The organism is Aestuarium sp., from assembly GCF_023253315.1.
Taxonomy (GTDB): Bacteria; Pseudomonadota; Alphaproteobacteria; order Rhodobacterales; family Rhodobacteraceae; genus Marivivens; species Marivivens donghaensis.
Window position 1 is genome coordinate 341 of record NZ_JALRGW010000016.1, and the last position, 17,816, is coordinate 18,156.

At 55.2% G+C, this 17,816-nt stretch carries 18 protein-coding genes; 11 read left to right on the plus strand and 7 right to left on the minus strand.

Annotation, left to right across the window (positions count from 1 at the left end):
- The 3 genes from AC1QQ2_RS09305 to parC all read right to left on the minus strand — a co-directional run.
- The coding region (locus AC1QQ2_RS09305) for a GTP-binding protein (RefSeq protein WP_479712921.1) at nucleotides 1-256 on the minus strand (256 nt) is incomplete at its 3' end.
- A 91-nt stretch (nucleotides 257-347) separates the two neighbouring features.
- Nucleotides 348-968 (minus strand): hypothetical protein, encoded by a 621-nt coding sequence (locus AC1QQ2_RS09310; protein ID WP_479712922.1) that lies wholly within the window; start codon nucleotides 966-968, stop codon nucleotides 348-350.
- A gap of 78 nt (nucleotides 969-1,046) precedes the next feature.
- Complete coding sequence (parC, locus tag AC1QQ2_RS09315) at nucleotides 1,047-3,353, minus strand: DNA topoisomerase IV subunit A (RefSeq protein WP_479712923.1); 2,307 nt, start codon at nucleotides 3,351-3,353, stop codon at nucleotides 1,047-1,049.
- A 172-nt stretch (nucleotides 3,354-3,525) separates the two neighbouring features.
- On the opposite strand from parC, the gene AC1QQ2_RS09320 reads away from it, so the two are divergent.
- The 6 genes from AC1QQ2_RS09320 to AC1QQ2_RS09345 all read left to right on the plus strand — a co-directional run bounded on the left by AC1QQ2_RS09320 (nucleotide 3,526) and on the right by AC1QQ2_RS09345 (nucleotide 7,597).
- The gene (locus tag AC1QQ2_RS09320) at nucleotides 3,526-3,966 is read left to right on the plus strand and encodes an SH3 domain-containing protein (protein ID WP_479712924.1); all 441 of its coding nucleotides are present in this window, start codon (nucleotides 3,526-3,528) and stop codon (nucleotides 3,964-3,966) included.
- Between the two features lie 30 nt (nucleotides 3,967-3,996).
- Nucleotides 3,997-4,824, plus strand: a complete 828-nt coding sequence (locus tag AC1QQ2_RS09325) for an SDR family NAD(P)-dependent oxidoreductase (RefSeq protein ID WP_479712925.1) — start codon at nucleotides 3,997-3,999, stop codon at nucleotides 4,822-4,824.
- A gap of 60 nt (nucleotides 4,825-4,884) precedes the next feature.
- Nucleotides 4,885-5,082, plus strand: a complete 198-nt coding sequence (locus tag AC1QQ2_RS09330; protein WP_067548148.1) for a twin transmembrane helix small protein — start codon at nucleotides 4,885-4,887, stop codon at nucleotides 5,080-5,082.
- Nucleotides 5,083-5,094: 12 nt separating this feature from the next.
- Nucleotides 5,095-5,667 carry a cob(I)yrinic acid a,c-diamide adenosyltransferase gene (locus AC1QQ2_RS09335; protein WP_105234106.1) on the plus strand — a complete coding sequence of 191 codons (573 nt, stop codon included), beginning with the start codon at nucleotides 5,095-5,097 and terminating at the stop codon, nucleotides 5,665-5,667.
- A gap of 245 nt (nucleotides 5,668-5,912) precedes the next feature.
- The gene (locus tag AC1QQ2_RS09340; RefSeq protein WP_067548142.1) at nucleotides 5,913-6,671 is read left to right on the plus strand and encodes an electron transfer flavoprotein subunit beta/FixA family protein; all 759 of its coding nucleotides are present in this window, start codon (nucleotides 5,913-5,915) and stop codon (nucleotides 6,669-6,671) included.
- Nucleotides 6,671-7,597 carry an electron transfer flavoprotein subunit alpha/FixB family protein gene (locus tag AC1QQ2_RS09345; protein WP_479712926.1) on the plus strand — a complete coding sequence of 309 codons (927 nt, stop codon included), beginning with the start codon at nucleotides 6,671-6,673 and terminating at the stop codon, nucleotides 7,595-7,597. The genes AC1QQ2_RS09340 and AC1QQ2_RS09345 overlap by 1 nt, the downstream gene beginning before the upstream one ends.
- Before the next feature lie 54 nt (nucleotides 7,598-7,651).
- On the opposite strand, the gene AC1QQ2_RS09350 is transcribed toward AC1QQ2_RS09345, so the two are convergent.
- Entirely contained in the window at nucleotides 7,652-8,476 is an 825-nt protein-coding gene (locus AC1QQ2_RS09350) for a DUF6473 family protein (protein WP_479712927.1), read from the minus strand.
- 159 nt (nucleotides 8,477-8,635) lie between these two features.
- Here AC1QQ2_RS09350 and AC1QQ2_RS09355 point away from each other — a divergent pair, with 159 nt between their 5' ends.
- Entirely contained in the window at nucleotides 8,636-9,511 is an 876-nt protein-coding gene (locus AC1QQ2_RS09355; protein ID WP_105234103.1) for a 3-hydroxybutyryl-CoA dehydrogenase, read from the plus strand.
- Nucleotides 9,512-9,532: 21 nt separating this feature from the next.
- A complete protein-coding gene (gene recO / locus AC1QQ2_RS09360) occupies nucleotides 9,533-10,261 on the plus strand; it encodes a DNA repair protein RecO (protein ID WP_249946072.1) in 729 nt (242 codons plus the stop codon).
- Here the strand turns inward: recO and AC1QQ2_RS09365 are convergent.
- Nucleotides 10,258-11,934 (minus strand): acyl-CoA dehydrogenase family protein, encoded by a 1,677-nt coding sequence (locus tag AC1QQ2_RS09365; RefSeq protein ID WP_479712928.1) that lies wholly within the window; start codon nucleotides 11,932-11,934, stop codon nucleotides 10,258-10,260. The two genes, recO and AC1QQ2_RS09365, sit on opposite strands and share 4 nt — an antisense overlap.
- 146 nt (nucleotides 11,935-12,080) lie before the next feature.
- On the opposite strand from AC1QQ2_RS09365, the gene AC1QQ2_RS09370 reads away from it, so the two are divergent.
- Nucleotides 12,081-12,851 carry a sulfite exporter TauE/SafE family protein gene (locus tag AC1QQ2_RS09370; RefSeq protein ID WP_105234100.1) on the plus strand — a complete coding sequence of 257 codons (771 nt, stop codon included), beginning with the start codon at nucleotides 12,081-12,083 and terminating at the stop codon, nucleotides 12,849-12,851.
- Here the strand turns inward: AC1QQ2_RS09370 and AC1QQ2_RS09375 are convergent, their stop codons facing one another.
- Entirely contained in the window at nucleotides 12,852-13,388 is a 537-nt protein-coding gene (locus AC1QQ2_RS09375) for a DUF3859 domain-containing protein (RefSeq protein ID WP_479712929.1), read from the minus strand.
- 88 nt (nucleotides 13,389-13,476) lie between these two features.
- A complete protein-coding gene (locus AC1QQ2_RS09380) occupies nucleotides 13,477-15,075 on the minus strand; it encodes a phosphoenolpyruvate carboxykinase (RefSeq protein WP_105234098.1) in 1,599 nt (532 codons plus the stop codon).
- A 298-nt stretch (nucleotides 15,076-15,373) separates the two neighbouring features.
- Here AC1QQ2_RS09380 and AC1QQ2_RS09385 point away from each other — a divergent pair, with 298 nt between their 5' ends.
- Nucleotides 15,374-16,078: a response regulator transcription factor gene (locus AC1QQ2_RS09385; protein ID WP_479712930.1), complete on the plus strand. Its 705-nt coding sequence runs from the start codon at nucleotides 15,374-15,376 to the stop codon at nucleotides 16,076-16,078.
- Nucleotides 16,079-16,081: 3 nt separating this feature from the next.
- On the plus strand, nucleotides 16,082-17,815 hold the full coding sequence (locus tag AC1QQ2_RS09390) for a sensor histidine kinase (protein ID WP_479712931.1): 1,734 nt from the start codon (nucleotides 16,082-16,084) through the stop codon (nucleotides 17,813-17,815).
- Nucleotide 17,816: the final 1 nt, after the last annotated feature.

Genomic DNA, 17,816 nt, shown 5'->3' on the forward strand with positions numbered 1-17,816 from the left:
TCTTAACATAGTCAGCGTGGCCTGGGCAGTCGACGTGTGCGTAGTGACGGGTCTCGGTTTCGTACTCAACGTGAGCGGTCGAAATGGTGATGCCGCGTGCTTTTTCTTCAGGTGCGCCGTCGATCTGGTCGTATGCGCGGAAGTCACCAAAGTATTTGGTGATTGCTGCGGTCAATGTGGTTTTACCGTGGTCAACGTGGCCAATCGTGCCGATGTTAACGTGCGGTTTGTTACGTTCAAACTTACCTTTAGCCATCTGGTTGGCGCCTCGTGATTTCGGGGGCCTATCCACAGGCCCGTTTCAACATCGCGGGCGATGTATTGGCAAAAGGAACGGAAATCAAGAGTCAGTTGACGGGTTCTTGCGGAACTTGTGTCGGTGTTTCCAACGAAACCGTCCCCTCAATGATCGTCGGGTCATCCTCAAGAACCTCTGGAACGCCACCGAATTGGTCAGCGTGCTCGCGCATGTATCGCTCAATAGCTCTTGCTGCGTTGAACGCGAGCCCGTCGATTTGTTCTTCGCGGGATCGTGTCAGGCCAGAGCCCAGAATTGGCGTGCAGCACGGCTCAAAGACCGTCATTTGAATCGGCTCTTCGTTCAATTTTGATTGGGTGGCGTCCTCGATGAAGGTCACGCCAATCACCAGAACGGATTTCGGCGAATAGATCAGAGGAATGCCGGGCATGGCAACGACGTAGCCCTGAACTCCGACAGCGACATGAAACCAAGCGTCGCCATCATACCGACCGAGGCGATTCTGGATCGCGCCTTCGACGGCTGCTTTCCATTCCTCATTTGTCACATCGCGGGAAAACGGCCCTTTGGTCGGGTCATTCGCAACGGTGATATTGTACCCCATTAGGAAATTGCCGATCGGCTCCGGAGCCTCCGTAAGGTCATCGCGCATCCGCCCGCAGGCGCTGACAAGAACGCACAGGGCGAGCATGGACAGAACTTTGCGCATCAAATGACCTCCGAATGTTTCAACCTTGATCGGTAAATGACGGGACAGCACCACACAAGCGTGTCCAGCCTTCACATTTTAGGTAAAGCGGTTGTCACGCGGGAAGCCGCGCGGCGCCATTCGACCAGACCCCGCCCGTTTGCCGAGCCACTCGGCAAGATCAGGTTCGGTGCGGGTACGGCCTGCTGGATCGAGCCACGATAGCCCCTCGGCCAGCGCAAATGTCGTCGCATCCGACAAACCACCGTCTTTGTATTTCTGCAGTCGAACACCTTTACCGCGGCCCATTTCAGGCAGCTCATCAATCGCAAAGACGAGAACCTTACGGTTTTCACCGACAACGGCGACGTGATCGCCCGCGACTGGTTTCACGACCTTCAGCACAACGCCGTCTTTGACGTTCAGCACTTGTTTGCCTGCACGGGTCTGAGCGATCACATCGTCCTCTGCGACGACAAAACCATCACCATCCGACGAGGCAACGAGAAGCTTACGCCCTGCCTTAGCCGTAAAGATGTCGACGATTTCGGCTTCGTTGGGGAGATCGATAATCAGGCGGACAGGTTCGCCCATACCGCGGCCACCAGGTAGGTTCGCGCCGAGAACAGTAAAGAAGCGGCCATTCGACCCAGCCACGATCAACTTATCGGTCGTCTCCGCATGGAATGCAAAACGCGCCTCATCACCGTCTTTGAACTTGAATTCGGAATCGAGGGCCTGATGCCCCTTCATCGCGCGGATCCAACCCATTTTCGAACAGATCACCGTTATCGGTTCACGTTCGATCATCGCTTCCATCGGTACGTCTTCGACCATGCCTGCTTCAGCAAAGGTCGTCAGACGCTGGCCGCGTGGAGCGCTATTCCCGAACTGTTTGCGCGTTTCACGCAGTTGTTCAGAAATTTTCGCCCATTGTTTGTCTTCGTCACCCAAGAGCTCGGCGAGCTCTTCGCGCTCCGCCAACAGCGCATCACGTTCGCGGACCAGTTCCATCTCTTCGAGACGGCGCAAGCTGCGCAGACGCATGTTGAGGATAGCTTCGGCCTGAACCTCAGTGAGTTCGCCGCCTTTAGACGGCAGAGGCGATACGTAGTCCTTTTCAGAGGTCGCACGCACTCGCTTGGTCGACCAATCCTCGCCCATCAAAGCGGCTTTGGGATCGTTGTCGTAACGAATAATGTCGATCACGCGATCAAGGTTGAGGAAGGCAATGATCAAGCCTTTCAACACCTCTAAACGGTGGTCGATTTTATCCATGCGGTGCTGGCTACGACGCTGCAGAACGTCGCGACGGTGATCGAGGAACGCCCGCAGGACTTCCTTCATCGAACACACCTTCGGCGTCAGCCCGTCAATTAGCACGTTCATGTTCATGCTAAACCGAACCTCTAGGTCCGAATTGCGGAACAGCATGCCCATCATCACTTCGGGATCGACGGTCTTTGCACGCGGCTCGAGCACGATGCGAACGTCATCCGCGGATTCGTCACGCACATCAGCGAGCAGCGGTACCTTTTTAGTCTGGATGACCTCGGCCAGCTTTTCGATCAGCTTGGATTTCTGAACCTGATACGGGATTTCCGTGACAACGATTTGCCACATCCCACGCCCAAGGTCCTCAATCTCGTATTTCGCACGCAAGCGGATCGAACCGCGGCCCGTGCGGTAGGACTCAGCGATGCTCTCACGGGTCTCAACGATCACGCCACCTGTCGGGAAATCTGGGCCCGGAACGTAGTTGAGCAGCGTTTCATCCCGCGCATCTGGCGCTTTGATCAGATGCAGACACGCGTCAATCAATTCGTGGATGTTATGCGGCGGGATGTTCGTCGCCATACCGACTGCAATGCCCGACGACCCGTTTGCCAACAGGTTCGGGAACGCCGCAGGCAGAACAATCGGCTCCTCAAGCGTACCATCGTAGTTCGGACGAAAATCGACAGCGTTTTCGTTCAGACCATCGAGCAGCGCTTCAGCAGCAGCAGTCATCCGCGCTTCGGTGTATCGGCTCGCCGCTGGGTTATCGCCATCGATGTTACCAAAGTTACCCTGACCATCCACGAGTGGATAACGGACGTTAAAGTCTTGCGCCAAACGCGCCATCGCATCGTAAATAGCCATATCGCCGTGCGGGTGATAGTTCCCCATCACGTCACCGCTGATCTTAGCAGACTTACGGAAACCGCCTGTCGACGACAGTTTCAGTTCGCGCATCGCAAAAAGGATTCGGCGGTGAACAGGCTTTAGACCATCACGCGCATCGGGCAACGCACGGTGCATAATCGTGGACAGTGCGTATGTCAGGTACCGTTCACCAATTGCGCGGCGAAGGGTTTCCTTATGCTCGGTAAAGCCGATTTCGGTGTTGTCTGTGCTGTCGGTCATACATGTTGTCTAACGGCTGGTCTTTTCTGTTTCCAGCGCGATTTGCGCCAAAGTCATTTTCGACCATTTTACAACACTTTCAGAGACCACTCATTCTCTGGTTTTCAATCGTGACGCTATGCGCGAAAAGTGATACATTAATCATGTTACGGTTGTGTTGGGGGATGTTTCCGTGCGTATTTTTTTGACTGCCAGTTTTCTATTTTTAGGTCTCGCGTTTTATGAATTGTCAGGCGGGGCCGATTTCGAAGCCGAAGTGCGGCCCGAACGTAGTCGCGAAGCGATTATTGACGTAACTCGCGATTCCGCTGATCTGCCAGACGGCTTTGCCTCTAGCACCGTTTTGGTGTCATTAGATCAGACCGAAGTGGCCGAAATTGCCGATCCGACCCCAGTTCCAGAGGTTATCTTTGACGTCAGAACCGTCGCTGGTGCGGGTGTGAACATGCGGACTGGTCCGGGAACCAGCTATGGCATTTCGGCTAGGCTAGATCGCGGCACCGAGGTTGAGGTTCTCGAAACCCTCAGCAACGGTTGGGCACATTTGCGCGTTATCGAGACGGGGCGCGTTGGTTGGATGGCTGCACGCTTTCTTGATGCAAACGACGCTTGAGATCGGCGCGACATCAAGCGACAAGTCGGTATGACACAGAAAACCATTCTCATCACCGGCTGCTCTTCTGGAATTGGCTACGACGCGGCACATGGCCTTCGTGAAGCGGGCTGGCGTGTCTTTGCAAGCTGCCGCAAGGCCGAAGACTGTGACCGTCTCAAAGCGCAAGGTTTTGACGCGCCGCAGATCGACCTTGCCGATCCAGAATCGATCCGCAGAGGTCTAGCCGAAGTTCTCGCCACGACAGGTGGCACACTGGACGCGCTCTATAACAACGCTGCCTTTGCTTGCCCTGGCGCCGTTGAGGATCTGCCCGCCGGTGCATTGCGTGAAATTTTCGAAACGAACCTCTTCGGCACCCATGACCTAACCCGCGAAGTGATCAAGGTCATGCGCGCCCAAGGCCACGGACGCATCATCAACTGTTCCTCCGTTCTCGGCCTCGTAGGTCTCAGCTGGCGGGGTGCCTACGTTTCTACGAAATTCGCGCTGGAAGGATTAACCGACGTACTGCGGATCGAAATGCGCGACACGCCAATCAAAATCATCCTTATTGAACCCGGCCCAATCACGTCCAAGATCAGGGCAAATGCCATCCCGCATTTCGAAAAATGGATTGATACAGCAAACTCTGCACGCGCAGCCCAGTACGAAACGCTAAAGTCGCGCCTCTATGAGGACAATGGCCCCGACAACTTCGAATTGCCCGCTTCAGCCGTAACGCAAAAAATCTTGCATGCTCTGACTTCAACCAACCCAAAGCCGCGCTATTACGTCACAACACCGACCTATCTTATGGGTTCTCTCAGACGGTTACTGCCTACGCGCCTTCTGGATTGGGTGATCGCAAAAGGCTGAAACCCTTTTCTTTCCAACCTTGCGTGATACATCGGTATCAAATCACAGGGGGAGCCCGTTATGTTCAACGAGCCATTTAAATTCATCGTCCTGATTGCGGTTGTGGCCGTAGCCCTCATTTTGATGTGGGGCCTCGGGACTTTTGGCGTTGGCAAAGCGGACTCTGGCAAGCAATCGAACAAGATCATGCGATATCGCATCTACGCGCAGGCCGTTGCGGTCGCTTTGATTGCTGCAATTTTTTACCTGCGCAAATAACAGGGGTTCAGAATGGTCGTTCTCAACAAAATCTACACTAAAACTGGCGATGCGGGTGAAACTGCTCTCGGTAACGGTAGCCGCGTGGCCAAACACTCTGCCCGCGTTACGGCCTACGGAACTGTGGATGAATTGAATGCGACCGTGGGTATGGCCCGCCTGCATGCAAGCGCCGAGATCGCGGCGCAACTTTCGGCGATCCAGAACGACCTGTTTGACCTTGGTGCAGACCTGTGCCGCCCTGACATGGAAAAAGATGCAGACGCGCCCTACCCTGTGTTGCGCATGGTCGAGAGCCAAGTTGATCGCCTTGAGGCCGAGATTGACGCCATGAACGCGCAACTCGAACCGCTCCGCAGTTTTATTCTGCCGGGTGGGTCGGCCCTGTCGGCCCATTTGCACCTATGCCGCACCGTTGCCCGCCGCGCTGAACGTCTTTCGGTCGAATTGGCGAGCATGGAATCGGTCAATGATATTGGCGTGAAATACTTGAACCGTCTGTCAGACTGGTTCTTTGTTGCCGCTCGCATGGCGAATGACGCGGGCAAATCCGACGTTCTTTGGGTGCCTGGCGCGAACCGTTGATCGCCTGATTCCAGCAGAATCAGTCGCCCAGCCAAACTCTACGACCAATTGCTCATTCCGCGGCGCAACATAGTTGCGTCGCTAACAGTCCTATTATCATGAGCTATACGCATTGAACCGATGCAAAACGTGGCGTCTTAGCGTCTTGCCGCGTCGATTTTGCACTGTTTTCCATGTTCTGCGCTTGCTAACAACCTACCGAGAGTGTCCCTTGAGTGGCACATTTAAAAGGGAGATTACCGCCGATGAAGGTCCTCGTGCCTGTTAAGCGCGTGATTGACTACAACGTGAAAGTTCGCGTGAAAGCGGACGGCACGGGAGTTGATCTTGCGAACGTAAAAATGTCGATGAACCCGTTCGACGAGATCGCTGTCGAAGAAGCGATCCGCCTGAAAGAAGCCGGCAAAGCTGACGAGATCGTCGTTGTTTCGATCGGCGTAAAGCAAGCGCAGGAAACTCTGCGGACTGCTCTGGCGATGGGTGCTGACCGCGCGATCCTCGTGACCGCTGCGGACGACGTTCACACGGACATCGAACCTCTCGCTGTTGCGAAGATCCTCGCCGCTGTTGCGAAAGAGGAAAATCCGGGCCTGATCATCGCGGGCAAACAAGCGATCGACAACGACATGAACGCAACTGGCCAGATGCTGGCAGCGCTCTTGGGTTGGTCGCAGGCGACTTTTGCGTCGGAAGTTGCTGTTGATGGCGACACCGCAACGGTTACCCGCGAAGTCGACGGCGGCCTGCAGACCGTTAAGGTTAAAATGCCTGCCGTTATCACCGCTGACCTTCGCCTGAACGAACCGCGTTATGCGTCGCTGCCGAACATCATGAAGGCGAAGAAAAAGCCTCTCGATGAGAAAACCGCAGCAGACTACGGCGTTGACGTGTCTCCGCGCCTGACCGTTGTCAAAACCTCCGAGCCGCCGGTTCGTCAGGCTGGCATCAAGGTTGGTTCGGTTGACGAACTGGTATCGAAACTCAAAGAAGCGGGGGCACTCTAATGGCTGTTCTTCTTCTCGCAGACGTTGCGAACGGCCAATTGGCCAAAGACGCAGTATCCAAGACCGTTTCCGCGGTTGCGGCGCTGGGTGATGTGCATGTTCTCGTTGCTGGCGAAGGCGGTGACGCTGCTGCTGCCGAGGCTACGACCATTGCAGGCGTGGCAAAGGTTATCTTTGCTGGCGATCACGGTTTCTGCCACCTTCTGGCCGAACCGACCGCTGACCTTATCGTGTCGATGGCTGGCGCATACAGCCACATCGCAGCGCCTTCGGCGTCGGATGCGAAAAACATCCTGCCGCGCGTTGCAGCCCTGCTCGACGTGATGATCCTGTCGGACGTGACCGCTGTCGTTGACGGCGACACATTCGAACGCCCGATCTACGCAGGCAACGCGATTCAGACCGTGAAATCGGCTGACAGCGTGAAGGTTATGACCATCCGCACCACCTCGTTCGAAGCAGCGGCTGACGGCAACTCTGCACCTGTTGAAGCACTGGGCACCGCAGCCTCCGCCGGCCTGTCGGAATGGGTTGAGGACAAAGTTGCAGCAAGCGACCGTCCGGAACTCACCTCGGCCAAGATCGTCGTATCGGGTGGACGTGGTGTTGGCTCCGAAGAGGACTTCAAAATCATCGAAGCTCTGGCAGACAAACTGGGTGCAGCTGTTGGCGCATCGCGCGCAGCGGTCGACTCTGGCTTTGCGCCGAACGACTGGCAGGTTGGTCAAACGGGTAAGGTTGTGGCGCCAGAACTCTACATCGCTTGCGGTATCTCGGGCGCGATCCAGCACCTTGCTGGTATGAAAGACTCGAAGATCATCGTCGCGATCAACAAAGACGAAGAAGCCCCGATCTTCCAAGTCGCAGACTTCGGCCTCGTCGCCGACCTCTTCGACGCCGTGCCGGAACTGACCGCGAAGGTCTGATCCTTCGGGACAAATGACATAATAACAAAACCCGCGCTTTTAGCGCGGGTTTTTTCATGGCCGATTGATCAACGGAACGATCTTCTGAGCTGCAATCGCATGGGCACTGACAGGAAGACGTTCGGCAGCGGCTGGCATCTCACCATCAGGCACAATCAGCCCAGCGCATCCGTCAGGAACCATGGGTTCAACCTCAACAATCCCTTTCACCAGCGGCCTCAACATTTGCACCATCGATCGCGTAATAAACATCGGGTCGCCGCGAAACGGGTCTGATCGCTGATACCAAGGGGCATTCGTGAGCGGCCGATCCGACCACCAGAGCAGCACCACACGCCGCCCGACCGTCGTCAACATTGTCCGCATCCGCGACAACCACGCCAATTCGAGCTCTGCTTGGATCGTTGCAAAACGCTTAGGTGATTTCAGGAAAAGCGCGGACAGCATATGCCGCGTAAAACTATACTCAGTGAAATCGATATCAGGATAAAGTGCGCGCATTACGGTCGACGCCTCAATTAGGCGATCATTCCTGCGGGGATGAACGCGATAGAACCTATTCGATAGGTTTTGAGCACCTGTAATTTGGATCACGGAAAGCTCCGCACGACGACAAAGCTCCATCATCGTGGGATCATTCAACTGAACGTCCACTGATCCGTTCGGAACCCCTAAGTTGACGCAACTGCGCTTTATTTCACGTTCAACCAAAACTGGAAGCGGCCTCTCGACATACTTCCCAAAGACATCCGTGCCGCCCACAAAAGTGATATACGGCTTGTCCGTCGGACGCTTGGGCCCGCGAAACAGTAATCGCGACCCACCATACCTACACACAGCATAATCGAGGCCCGCTGCCTCCAGTTTTTCATGTCTCATGGCTCCCACCAGTTTTCACTCACCACTGCTGAGAGTCGGCCCCAAACCTTGCCAAATGGATAAACTTGGGAATTAGAACAATGTTTAAGGAAACTGCCGCCTTGAACGTTTGCCCATTGCGGACATATGGTTCCCCAGAACAGATCAGAGGGCAAAGCCATGGCGATTAACAAAGTAGGCGTTGTCGGCGCAGGACAGATGGGCAACGGCATTGCTCACGTGTTTGCGTTGGCCGGATACGATGTGATGATGACTGACATCAGCGCGGACGCCTTGGCCGCTGCCGTCGCATTGATCGACAAGAACATCACGCGCCAAGTGTCCAAAGGTGTCGTCACCGAGGAAGACAAAGCCGCCGCAATGGGCCGTATCTCGACGACGCAAACGCTCACTGATCTTGGGCCTTGCGATCTGATCATCGAGGCAGCGACTGAACGCGAAACGGTCAAGCAGGCGATTTTCGACGAACTGCTCCCTCATATCACGCCGACAACGATCCTCGCATCAAACACGTCGTCCATTTCGATCACGCGTCTCGCCAGCCGCACGGATCGACCCGAAAAGTTCATCGGCTTCCACTTTATGAACCCAGTGCCCGTGATGCAGCTGGTCGAATTGATCCGTGGCATCGCAACCGATGACGAGACTTACCAGCAATGTCAGGAAGTCGTTGAAAAGCTCGGCAAAACCTCCGCAACGTCCGAGGATTTCCCTGCATTCATCGTGAACCGCATCCTGATGCCGATGATCAACGAAGCCGTCTATGCCCTTTATGAGGGCGTGGGTAATGTGTCCTCCATCGACACATCGATGAAACTGGGCGCCAACCACCCGATGGGCCCACTGGAGCTTGCCGATTTCATCGGCCTCGACACTTGTCTGGCGATCATGAACGTTCTGCACGAAGGTCTCGCGGATACGAAATATCGCCCTTGCCCATTGCTGACCAAATACGTTGAAGCGGGTTGGCTGGGTCGCAAAACCAAGCGTGGTTTCTACGATTATCGCGGCGATAAGCCCGTTCCGACCCGTTAATCACATGCGTTCGATCCCGCTATGATCGAATGGCAGGACGAAGGCGCTCTTCTTGCTTCGCGCGTGCATGGCGAGACCTCGATGATTATCGAGGTTTTTACGCCGTCCAGAGGGCGTCATGCAGGCGTAGTGCGTGGGGGTGCAAGCCGCAAAATGGCGGCAACGCTTCAGCCCGGCTCGCAGGTTTCAGTGACATGGAAAGCCCGCCTCGACGATCACCTTGGTAGTTTTACGATTGAACCGCTGCGTAGTCGGTCGGCGCAGGTGATGTCAGACCGGCTCGCACTTAGCGGGCTTGGGGCAGTTTGCGCCCTACTATGCCAATCCTTACCAGAGCGTGAGAAACATGAACCGCTCTATAACCGGACTGTGCAACTTCTCGATCTTCTAGGTCAGAACGACGTTTGGCCGCTCGCTTACCTGCATTGGGAAATGTCACTCCTCGATGAGCTCGGCTACGGATTAGACCTTTCCGCATGCGCTGTGAGAGGCGTGAACGAGGACCTTTCCTATATTTCACCCAAATCTGGCCGAGCGGTAAGTAAAGAGGGCGCTGGGGAATGGGCGAACCGCCTATTGCCCTTGGTGCCCGTGATGAAGGGCGAAGGCGATGCATCTGGCGGGGAAATCGCGCGCGCCCTCGGAACGACCGGATATTTCATCGAAAATCGTCTATTCGGAACGCAAACGAGCCGCGAAGTTCCCGCGGCTCGTCAGAGATTGATCGACGCAATAGCGCGCCTTGATTAACCCAGAATACGGCGTGCGATAACCTGCGCCTGAATTTCGGCAGCACCTTCAAAGATGTTCAGGATGCGAGCATCACATAGGATACGGCTGATCTTGTATTCCAGAGCAAAGCCGTTGCCGCCGTGGATTTGCAGACCGTTATCCGCACAGGCCCATGCAATACGCGCACCGAGAAGCTTTGCCATACCAGCTTCGAGGTCACAGCGACGATCCGCGTCTTTCTCGCGAGCCGAGAAGTAAGTCAGCTGACGCGCGATCATAATTTCAACAGCCATCATCGCCAACTTGCCCGACACACGCGGGAAGTTGATTAGGGATTTACCGAACTGTTTGCGGTCAATCGCATACTGCATCGCCACATCCAGAGCGGACTGTGCAACACCGATCGCACGCGCTGCGGTTTGGATACGCGCCGATTCAAACGTCTGCATCAACTGTTTAAAACCATTACCCTCTTCACCGCCGAGAAGGTTTTCGCCCTTAACTTTGAAGTTATCAAAGCCAAGCTCGTATTCCTTCATCCCGCGATAACCGAGAACCTCGATCTCACCGCCCGTCATGCCTTCGGTTGGGAACGGATGTTCGTCAGTTCCCGGTGTCTTTTCAGCGAGGAACATGGACAGACCTTTGTAGTCCGTCGTATTTGGATCGGTCCGAGCCAGCAGGGTCATCACATGCGTACGAGCCGCGTGGGTGATCCATGTCTTGTTGCCCGTGATGCGGTAATCACCGTTTTCGTCTTTCACAGCTCGGGTGCGGAGCGAACCAAGGTCAGAGCCCGTGTTAGGCTCAGTGAATACCGCAGTCGGAAGAATCTCAGCAGACGCAAGTTTTGGCAGCCAGTTTTCCTTCTGCTCTTGCGTACCGCCTGCAAGGATCAGTTCCGCCGCGATTTCGGAACGAGTGCCGAGCGAACCGACGCCAATGTAACCACGGGACAGTTCTTCGGAGACGACGCACATGGACGCTTTGGACAGGCCAAAACCACCAAATTCTTCGGGGATGGTGAGACCAAAGACACCCATTTCGGCGAGTTCTTCGATGATCTCCATCGGGATCAATTCGTCCTTGAGGTGCCATTCATGGGCGAACGGCTCAACTTTTTCCAACGCGTAGCGGCGGAACTGGTCGCGGATCATCTCCAGCTCTTCATCCAGACCGGATGCACCAAACATGGTCGAACCGGCTTGATCCTGCATGATCTCGACCAAGCGGGAGCGAGCCGCTTGAGAGTTCCCAGCGCAAACGAGTGTAACGACCTCTGGCTGGGCAAGCGTATCCGCAACACCGAGATCAGAGAGGCGCAGAATTTCGCCCTGCGACATTGGGATGCCGCCTTTGATCTGCGCGAGGTATTCGCCAAATGCGATCTGGAGGATGATCTGTTCGACTTCGCCGAATTTGCCCTCGGCATTCAAACGATCAGCCCAGCCGTGCATTTCTTTCAACGCTTCGACATATGTCGCCAACCACGCGAGGCCATGCGCAACCGACTGATGTTCCTCGACCAAACCGCCAGACACGCGACCATCGACGCTCACCTTGGATCGCACTGTGTCTTTGGCCGTCGAAAGAAGTTCTTCGAGGGGTGCAAGCGTTGCACCAGTTAGACCCAAAAGGTTCTCAAGAATGGGCGAGGTTGTCATAACGATATCCTGTCCGTCGTGGGGCATGTCGCGCTCCTTATTGTGCTAGTGCAGAGATAAACTCTTCGCAACTGCAGCGCAACTTAATTTCGTTTAGACAAAAGTCAAAGAACATAAATGTCGCGCGGGATTTTTCGTGCGAAGCGAACAACTTAGCGATATGCACCTAGCCTATGGATAGTATTTTTTCCCTGATTTCGCCCGAACTTCTGGTCTTTGCCTTCGCTGTGACGCTCGTTGCGGGCGTCGTTAAGGGGGCTATCGGATTCGCGATGCCGCTCATCATGATCTCGGGAATGGGCATTCTCATTGACCCGAAAGTCGTGGTGGCGGGGATCATTCTGCCTATCGTGATGTCCAATATTTTGCAGATCGCAAAGGCGGGTTGGGCAGAGGCAAGAGACGCGCTGCGCGAGTATGGCCTGTACGTTCTGATCGTCTGCGTGATGATCCTAATCACCTCGCAATTCGTGGCCTATGTTTCGCCTGACACGATGCTCTTGGGCCTTGGCATCGTCGTGACCGTGCTCTGCATCATTCAGATTTCTGGCGTTAAGCTGCATATCAAGCCCGAACATCGGCGGAGCGCGTCCATCGTTGCTGGTTTCTTATCAGGCACGCTTGGTGGTTTTGCGGGCACGTGGGGCCCAACAACAGTTCTTTATCTGGTTGCCGTCAACACGCCCAAGGCACGGCAATTCGTTGTTCAAGGCGTGGTGTACGGATCTGGCGCTTTCATGCTTCTGGCTGGGCACCTCAAGTCTGGAATTCTCAACATGAATACACTGCCGTTTTCCGCGATCTTGCTCTTGCCCGCATTCGCTGGCATGTGGATCGGGTTCCGTATCCATGATCGCATTGATCAGGCCTTGTTCCGCAAGGCGACCCTATGGGTGCTGCTCATAGCAGGTGTAAACCTAATCCGTCGCGGCTGGATGGGGTGACTAGGACAGAAGTCCCTCACCCGAGCAAAGCGCATCAATTGTCAGCCCAGCCGGCGGCGGCACGACATCGAATTCAGCGATGAAATGCGTCTGGCCGCCCTGCTCGACAGAGAACGACCATGTTCCGACCAGCAATTCGTACGGAAAATCGAAGCGATACATACTCAGTGAATAGGTTTGATCGTTAAAGTTCGGATACCAACGCTGTTCTGTCACGCCCTCTGCCCCCATCGGCGGATGACGCACGACAATCTCAGCACCAGGGAGCGTGACGCCTTCGGCCAGACGAAGCTGCACCCCAAACCCAAGGTCAGGAATAGCTGGAACAGTCGTTGTATGCGCAATGACCTGCGGTTCGCCGCTGATGGTATCAATGACACCATTTTCGGTATTTGGCGCAGGTTCGCTGCCCGTAATCTCGTACGGGCAATGCAACCCAATGTCCCCAACAACGATGGTGGGCTTTGACCGATACCCTTCGGCAAAGGAAACGGCAGGCATACAGAACAAAGCAACAAGGGACACATATTTCATCATGGCTGCATGGTGCCCTTTCATTGGGCGAAGTCAATAAAAAGGGCCGGACAGTTTCCCGTCCGGCCCCTCAATTTTCTGCGACGTGGCATTAGCCGATTGCAGCAGCCTTAACGTCCTCATCAATGTAAGGAACATACTGAGCAAAGTTCTCAGCGAACATTTCGACCAGTTTGTGAGCCTGCGCATCAAACGCAGCCTTGTCGCCCCAGGTCGCGCGCGGATCGAGAAGTTTCGCGTCGACGCCTTCAACAGTGACAGGCACGTCAAAGCCAAAGTTTGGATCCTTACGGAAGGTTGCTTCGTTCAGCGAACCGTCCAGCGCAGCGGTGAGCAGAGCGCGGGTTGCTTTGATCGGCATACGGCTACCTGTGCCGAATGCACCACCAGTCCAGCCAGTGTTCACCAACCAGCAGGTCGCGCCATGGGATGCGATTTTTTCTTGCAGCAGCTTACCGTAGACTTCCGGACGACGCGGCATGAACGGCGCACCGAAGCAAGTCGAGAAGGTCGGGATCGGTTCGGTCACGCCAATCTCGGTGCCTGGGGTTTTCGACGTGAAGCCCGACAGGAAGTGGTACATCGCCTGCGCAGGTGTCAGACGCGCGATCGGAGGAAGAACACCATATGCGTCACAGGTCAGCATGATGATGTTTTTGGGGTGACCGCCCAGCGCAGTGTCAGATGCGTTGGAAATGTAGTGCAGCGGGTAAGCGCAACGCATGTTGTCGGTGATCGAGTTGTCTTGGAAATCAAGAACCTTGGTCTCGTCGTCGTAGACCATGTTTTCGATGACGGTGCCGAACATTGAACAGGTCGCGTAGATTTCAGGCTCAGCTTCTGCCGACAGGTTGATCGTTTTTGCGTAGCAACCGCCTTCGAAGTTGAAGGTGCCACGATCGGACCAGCCATGCTCATCGTCGCCGATCAGAACGCGATCAGGGTCAGCCGACAGGGTGGTCTTACCAGTGCCCGACAGACCAAAGAAGATCGCAGTATCCACTGGGTTGCCAATCGCGTGGTTGGCAGAGCAGTGCATCGGCATGATGCCTTTTTCAGGCAGCAGGTAGTTCAGAAGGGTAAAGACCGACTTCTTGTTCTCACCTGCGTATTCAGTGCCACCGATAAGGATCATCTTCTTGTCGAAGTTCAACGAGATGACAGTCTCGGTGCGGCAGCCGTGCTTTTCAGGGTTCGCCTTGAAGGTCGGGCAGTTGATGATGGTCCATTCAGGGGTGAAGTTATCAAGCTCTTCACGCTCTGGACGGCGCAGCATGGTGCGAATGAACAGCGAATGCCATGCAAGCTCGGTCACCATACGAACGTCCAGACGATGCGCAGGATCAGCGCCACCGAAAAGGTCCTGAACAAAGTAGTTCTTGCCCTTCATGTGCTCTAGCATATCGGCGTAGAGAACGTCGAATTTGTCGGCTTCCATCGGAGCGTTGTTTTCCCACCAAATGGTGTCTTCTACAGACGCAGTGCGAACAACGAATTTGTCTTTGGGCGAGCGACCAGTGTGTTTACCAGTCGACACGAGAAGCGCGCCGCCGTTGCCAAGTGTGCTTTCACCTGCCTTCAACGACTGCTCAATCAGCGCCGGCTCCATCAGGTTATAATAGACATAGCCCAGTCCAGTGATGCCCTGATGTTCAAGCTTCATGGTTGGGTTGACCCGTCCGTGGTCCATTGTCTCTCTCTCCTGATTGCGGGCGATGCGCCCTAGATAGAGGTCCACATAGCACTATGATTTTTCATCAGAAAAGGCGGCTTTGTCGCAGTTAGCGCAATCATTTTCGTGTTAGCGCAACCATTTAGCGCGACCATAGTCGAGTGTGACCCGAAAGTCCTCGAACGGGTTTTTTTGGCACAATCATGTTGCCGCAAACATAGCCGAATTCAGTTTCTGATTGATTCGCTCAGCCAAAAAAGGGACAACGGTCTCAAAAAGAGCAGTATAAAAAATCAGGCTGAAGAGGCGACACCCCATGCATCGTATTGCGTTGGTCGATGACGACCGGAATATTCTAACTTCTGTAGCAATGACCCTCGAAGCCGAAGGCTTTGAGGTCGAGACATATAATGACGGCCAGCAAGCGCTGGACGCTTTCAATAAAAAATTGCCCGACATGGCAGTGCTGGACATTAAAATGCCCCGCATGGACGGCATGGACCTTCTGCAGCGTCTCCGCCAGAAAACCACGATGCCGGTGATTTTCCTCACCTCCAAAGATGACGAAATCGACGAGGTATTGGGGCTTCGCATGGGCGCTGACGACTACGTCAAAAAGCCCTTCAGCCAGCGTCTTTTGGTCGAACGCATCCGAACCCTTCTGCGCCGTCAGGATGCCATGAACGGCATCACGCCCGAAGAGGTCGATGAAAACAACAAGGTGATGGAACGTGGCCCGTTGACCATGGACCCACTGCGGCACGCCGTAAAATGGAAGGGTCGCGATGTATCGCTGACCGTTACCGAATTTCTGTTGCTGCAAGCACTAGCCCAGCGCCCCGGCTTTGTTAAGTCGCGTGACCAGTTGATGGACGTTGCCTACGACGATCAAGTCTACGTCGACGACCGGACCATCGACAGCCACATCAAACGTCTGCGTAAAAAGATGCGTCAGGTAGACGACGAGTTCGGTGCGATCGAGACCCTCTACGGCATCGGTTACCGTTACAACGAAGAATAAGACATGAACTCGTCTCCCAAAATTGACGTTCGTGATCTCCGCTCGGTTCGAAAGGCCGCAGCGGACACGGATGTCTATTTGGGGGATGAATATGTTTCGCCAGAAACAACGCTCGACCGCGAGATCGTCGACAGGCGGCGCCGTCGTGGCGTGATAACCCTGAACCGATCGCCGCTCGCCCGCAAAATTATAACGTTTAACCTGCTGGCTATTATGGTGCTGGTCAGTGGTGTGCTTTGGATGAACCCGTCCCGCGACAACCTCGCGTTTCAGCGGGCGAACGGGCTGGTCAACGAGGCCGAACTCATCGCTGATGTGTTCGAAGCTCAGCTCCCCGATGCGGCACCCGTTAACCTACTGACAGGTGACGGTATCGACGCGACCGCGACCTTACAGGGCTTGGACCTGCGCGGCGGTGTTAAGGTCTATATTTTTGATCCGTCAGAAACCTTGATCGTGACGGCGACCGCCCCGATGGGCCCCGACGTGACGGGCCTCAATACCCAAGGCGGCGGCACCATTATCACCGACTTCCTCAACGGCGCGTGGGAGGGATTGGCGAGCCTCATTTCACCCCGTTCCGCTGATCAGACGGTTGTAGATCCCGAAGTCGCTGCGCAGACTTCGGTCGCGGATGCGCTTGCCAATGGCACACGCGTGCATTCCGAATACGATAGCGCAGGCCGCACGGTGTTCCGCGTGAGCACGCCAATCCTTCAGGGCGAAACCCCCGTGGGTGTCGTCGTTCTGCAAGGCGCCGCTGGCGAACTCGACATCTTGGTCCGTCGTGAACGTGAGCAGGTTCTGCAGATGTTTGTGATCGGCATCTTGGTGTCCATCGGTCTATCGCTCATTCTTGCCTCAACAATTGCGAACCCGCTTTCAGACCTTGCCGCGGCGGCAGAGGCTGGACGTGACCGCAACGCACGGAAAATGTCACCCGGCAGGGTCCGCATCCCCGACCTGACCGCCCGTCCTGATGAAATTGGTCGCCTGTCGGGCGCACTTCGCGGCATGGTCGCGGCTCTCTACGATCGGATTGAGGCCAACGAACAGTTCGCCGCCGACGTTGCGCATGAGATCAAAAACCCGCTCGCGTCCCTCCGCTCTGCTGTTGGTACGATGCGCGTTGCGAAACGCGACGATCAGCGGGAAAAACTGCTCGAAGTGATTGAGCACGACGTGATCCGCCTTGACCGTCTGGTGAGCGACATTTCCAACGCGTCACGTCTGGATTCCGAACTCGTCAAAGAGGATGAGGAAGACTTCGATCTTCTCAAAATGCTCGGCAACCTCAATGAATTCTTGGGTGATCAGGCACGTGACAAAGGGATCGAATACCTCACCGATCTACCTAAAGAGTCAATCACCATCACTGGTCTCGAAGGCCGTTTGGCACAGGTCTTTGTGAACCTCATCACCAACGCGATTTCGTTCTGTGAAGATGGTGATGCGATCCGCGTGTGGGCTCGCAAACGCGAAAACCGCGTTCTTGTGGTGGTCGAAGATACTGGTCCCGGCATCCCTGACGGCGCACTTACTAAGATCTTTAAACGGTTCTATTCCGAACGCCCCGAAGGCCAATTCGGTAACAACTCTGGCCTCGGCCTCGCGATTTCGAAGCAGATCGTCGAAGCACATGGCGGCGTGATCTGGGCCGAAAACATCCGCCCAACCGATGCAGATATCACCTCTGACCCGCTCGGTGCGCGGTTCGTGGTTGGTCTTCCGGTCTAAG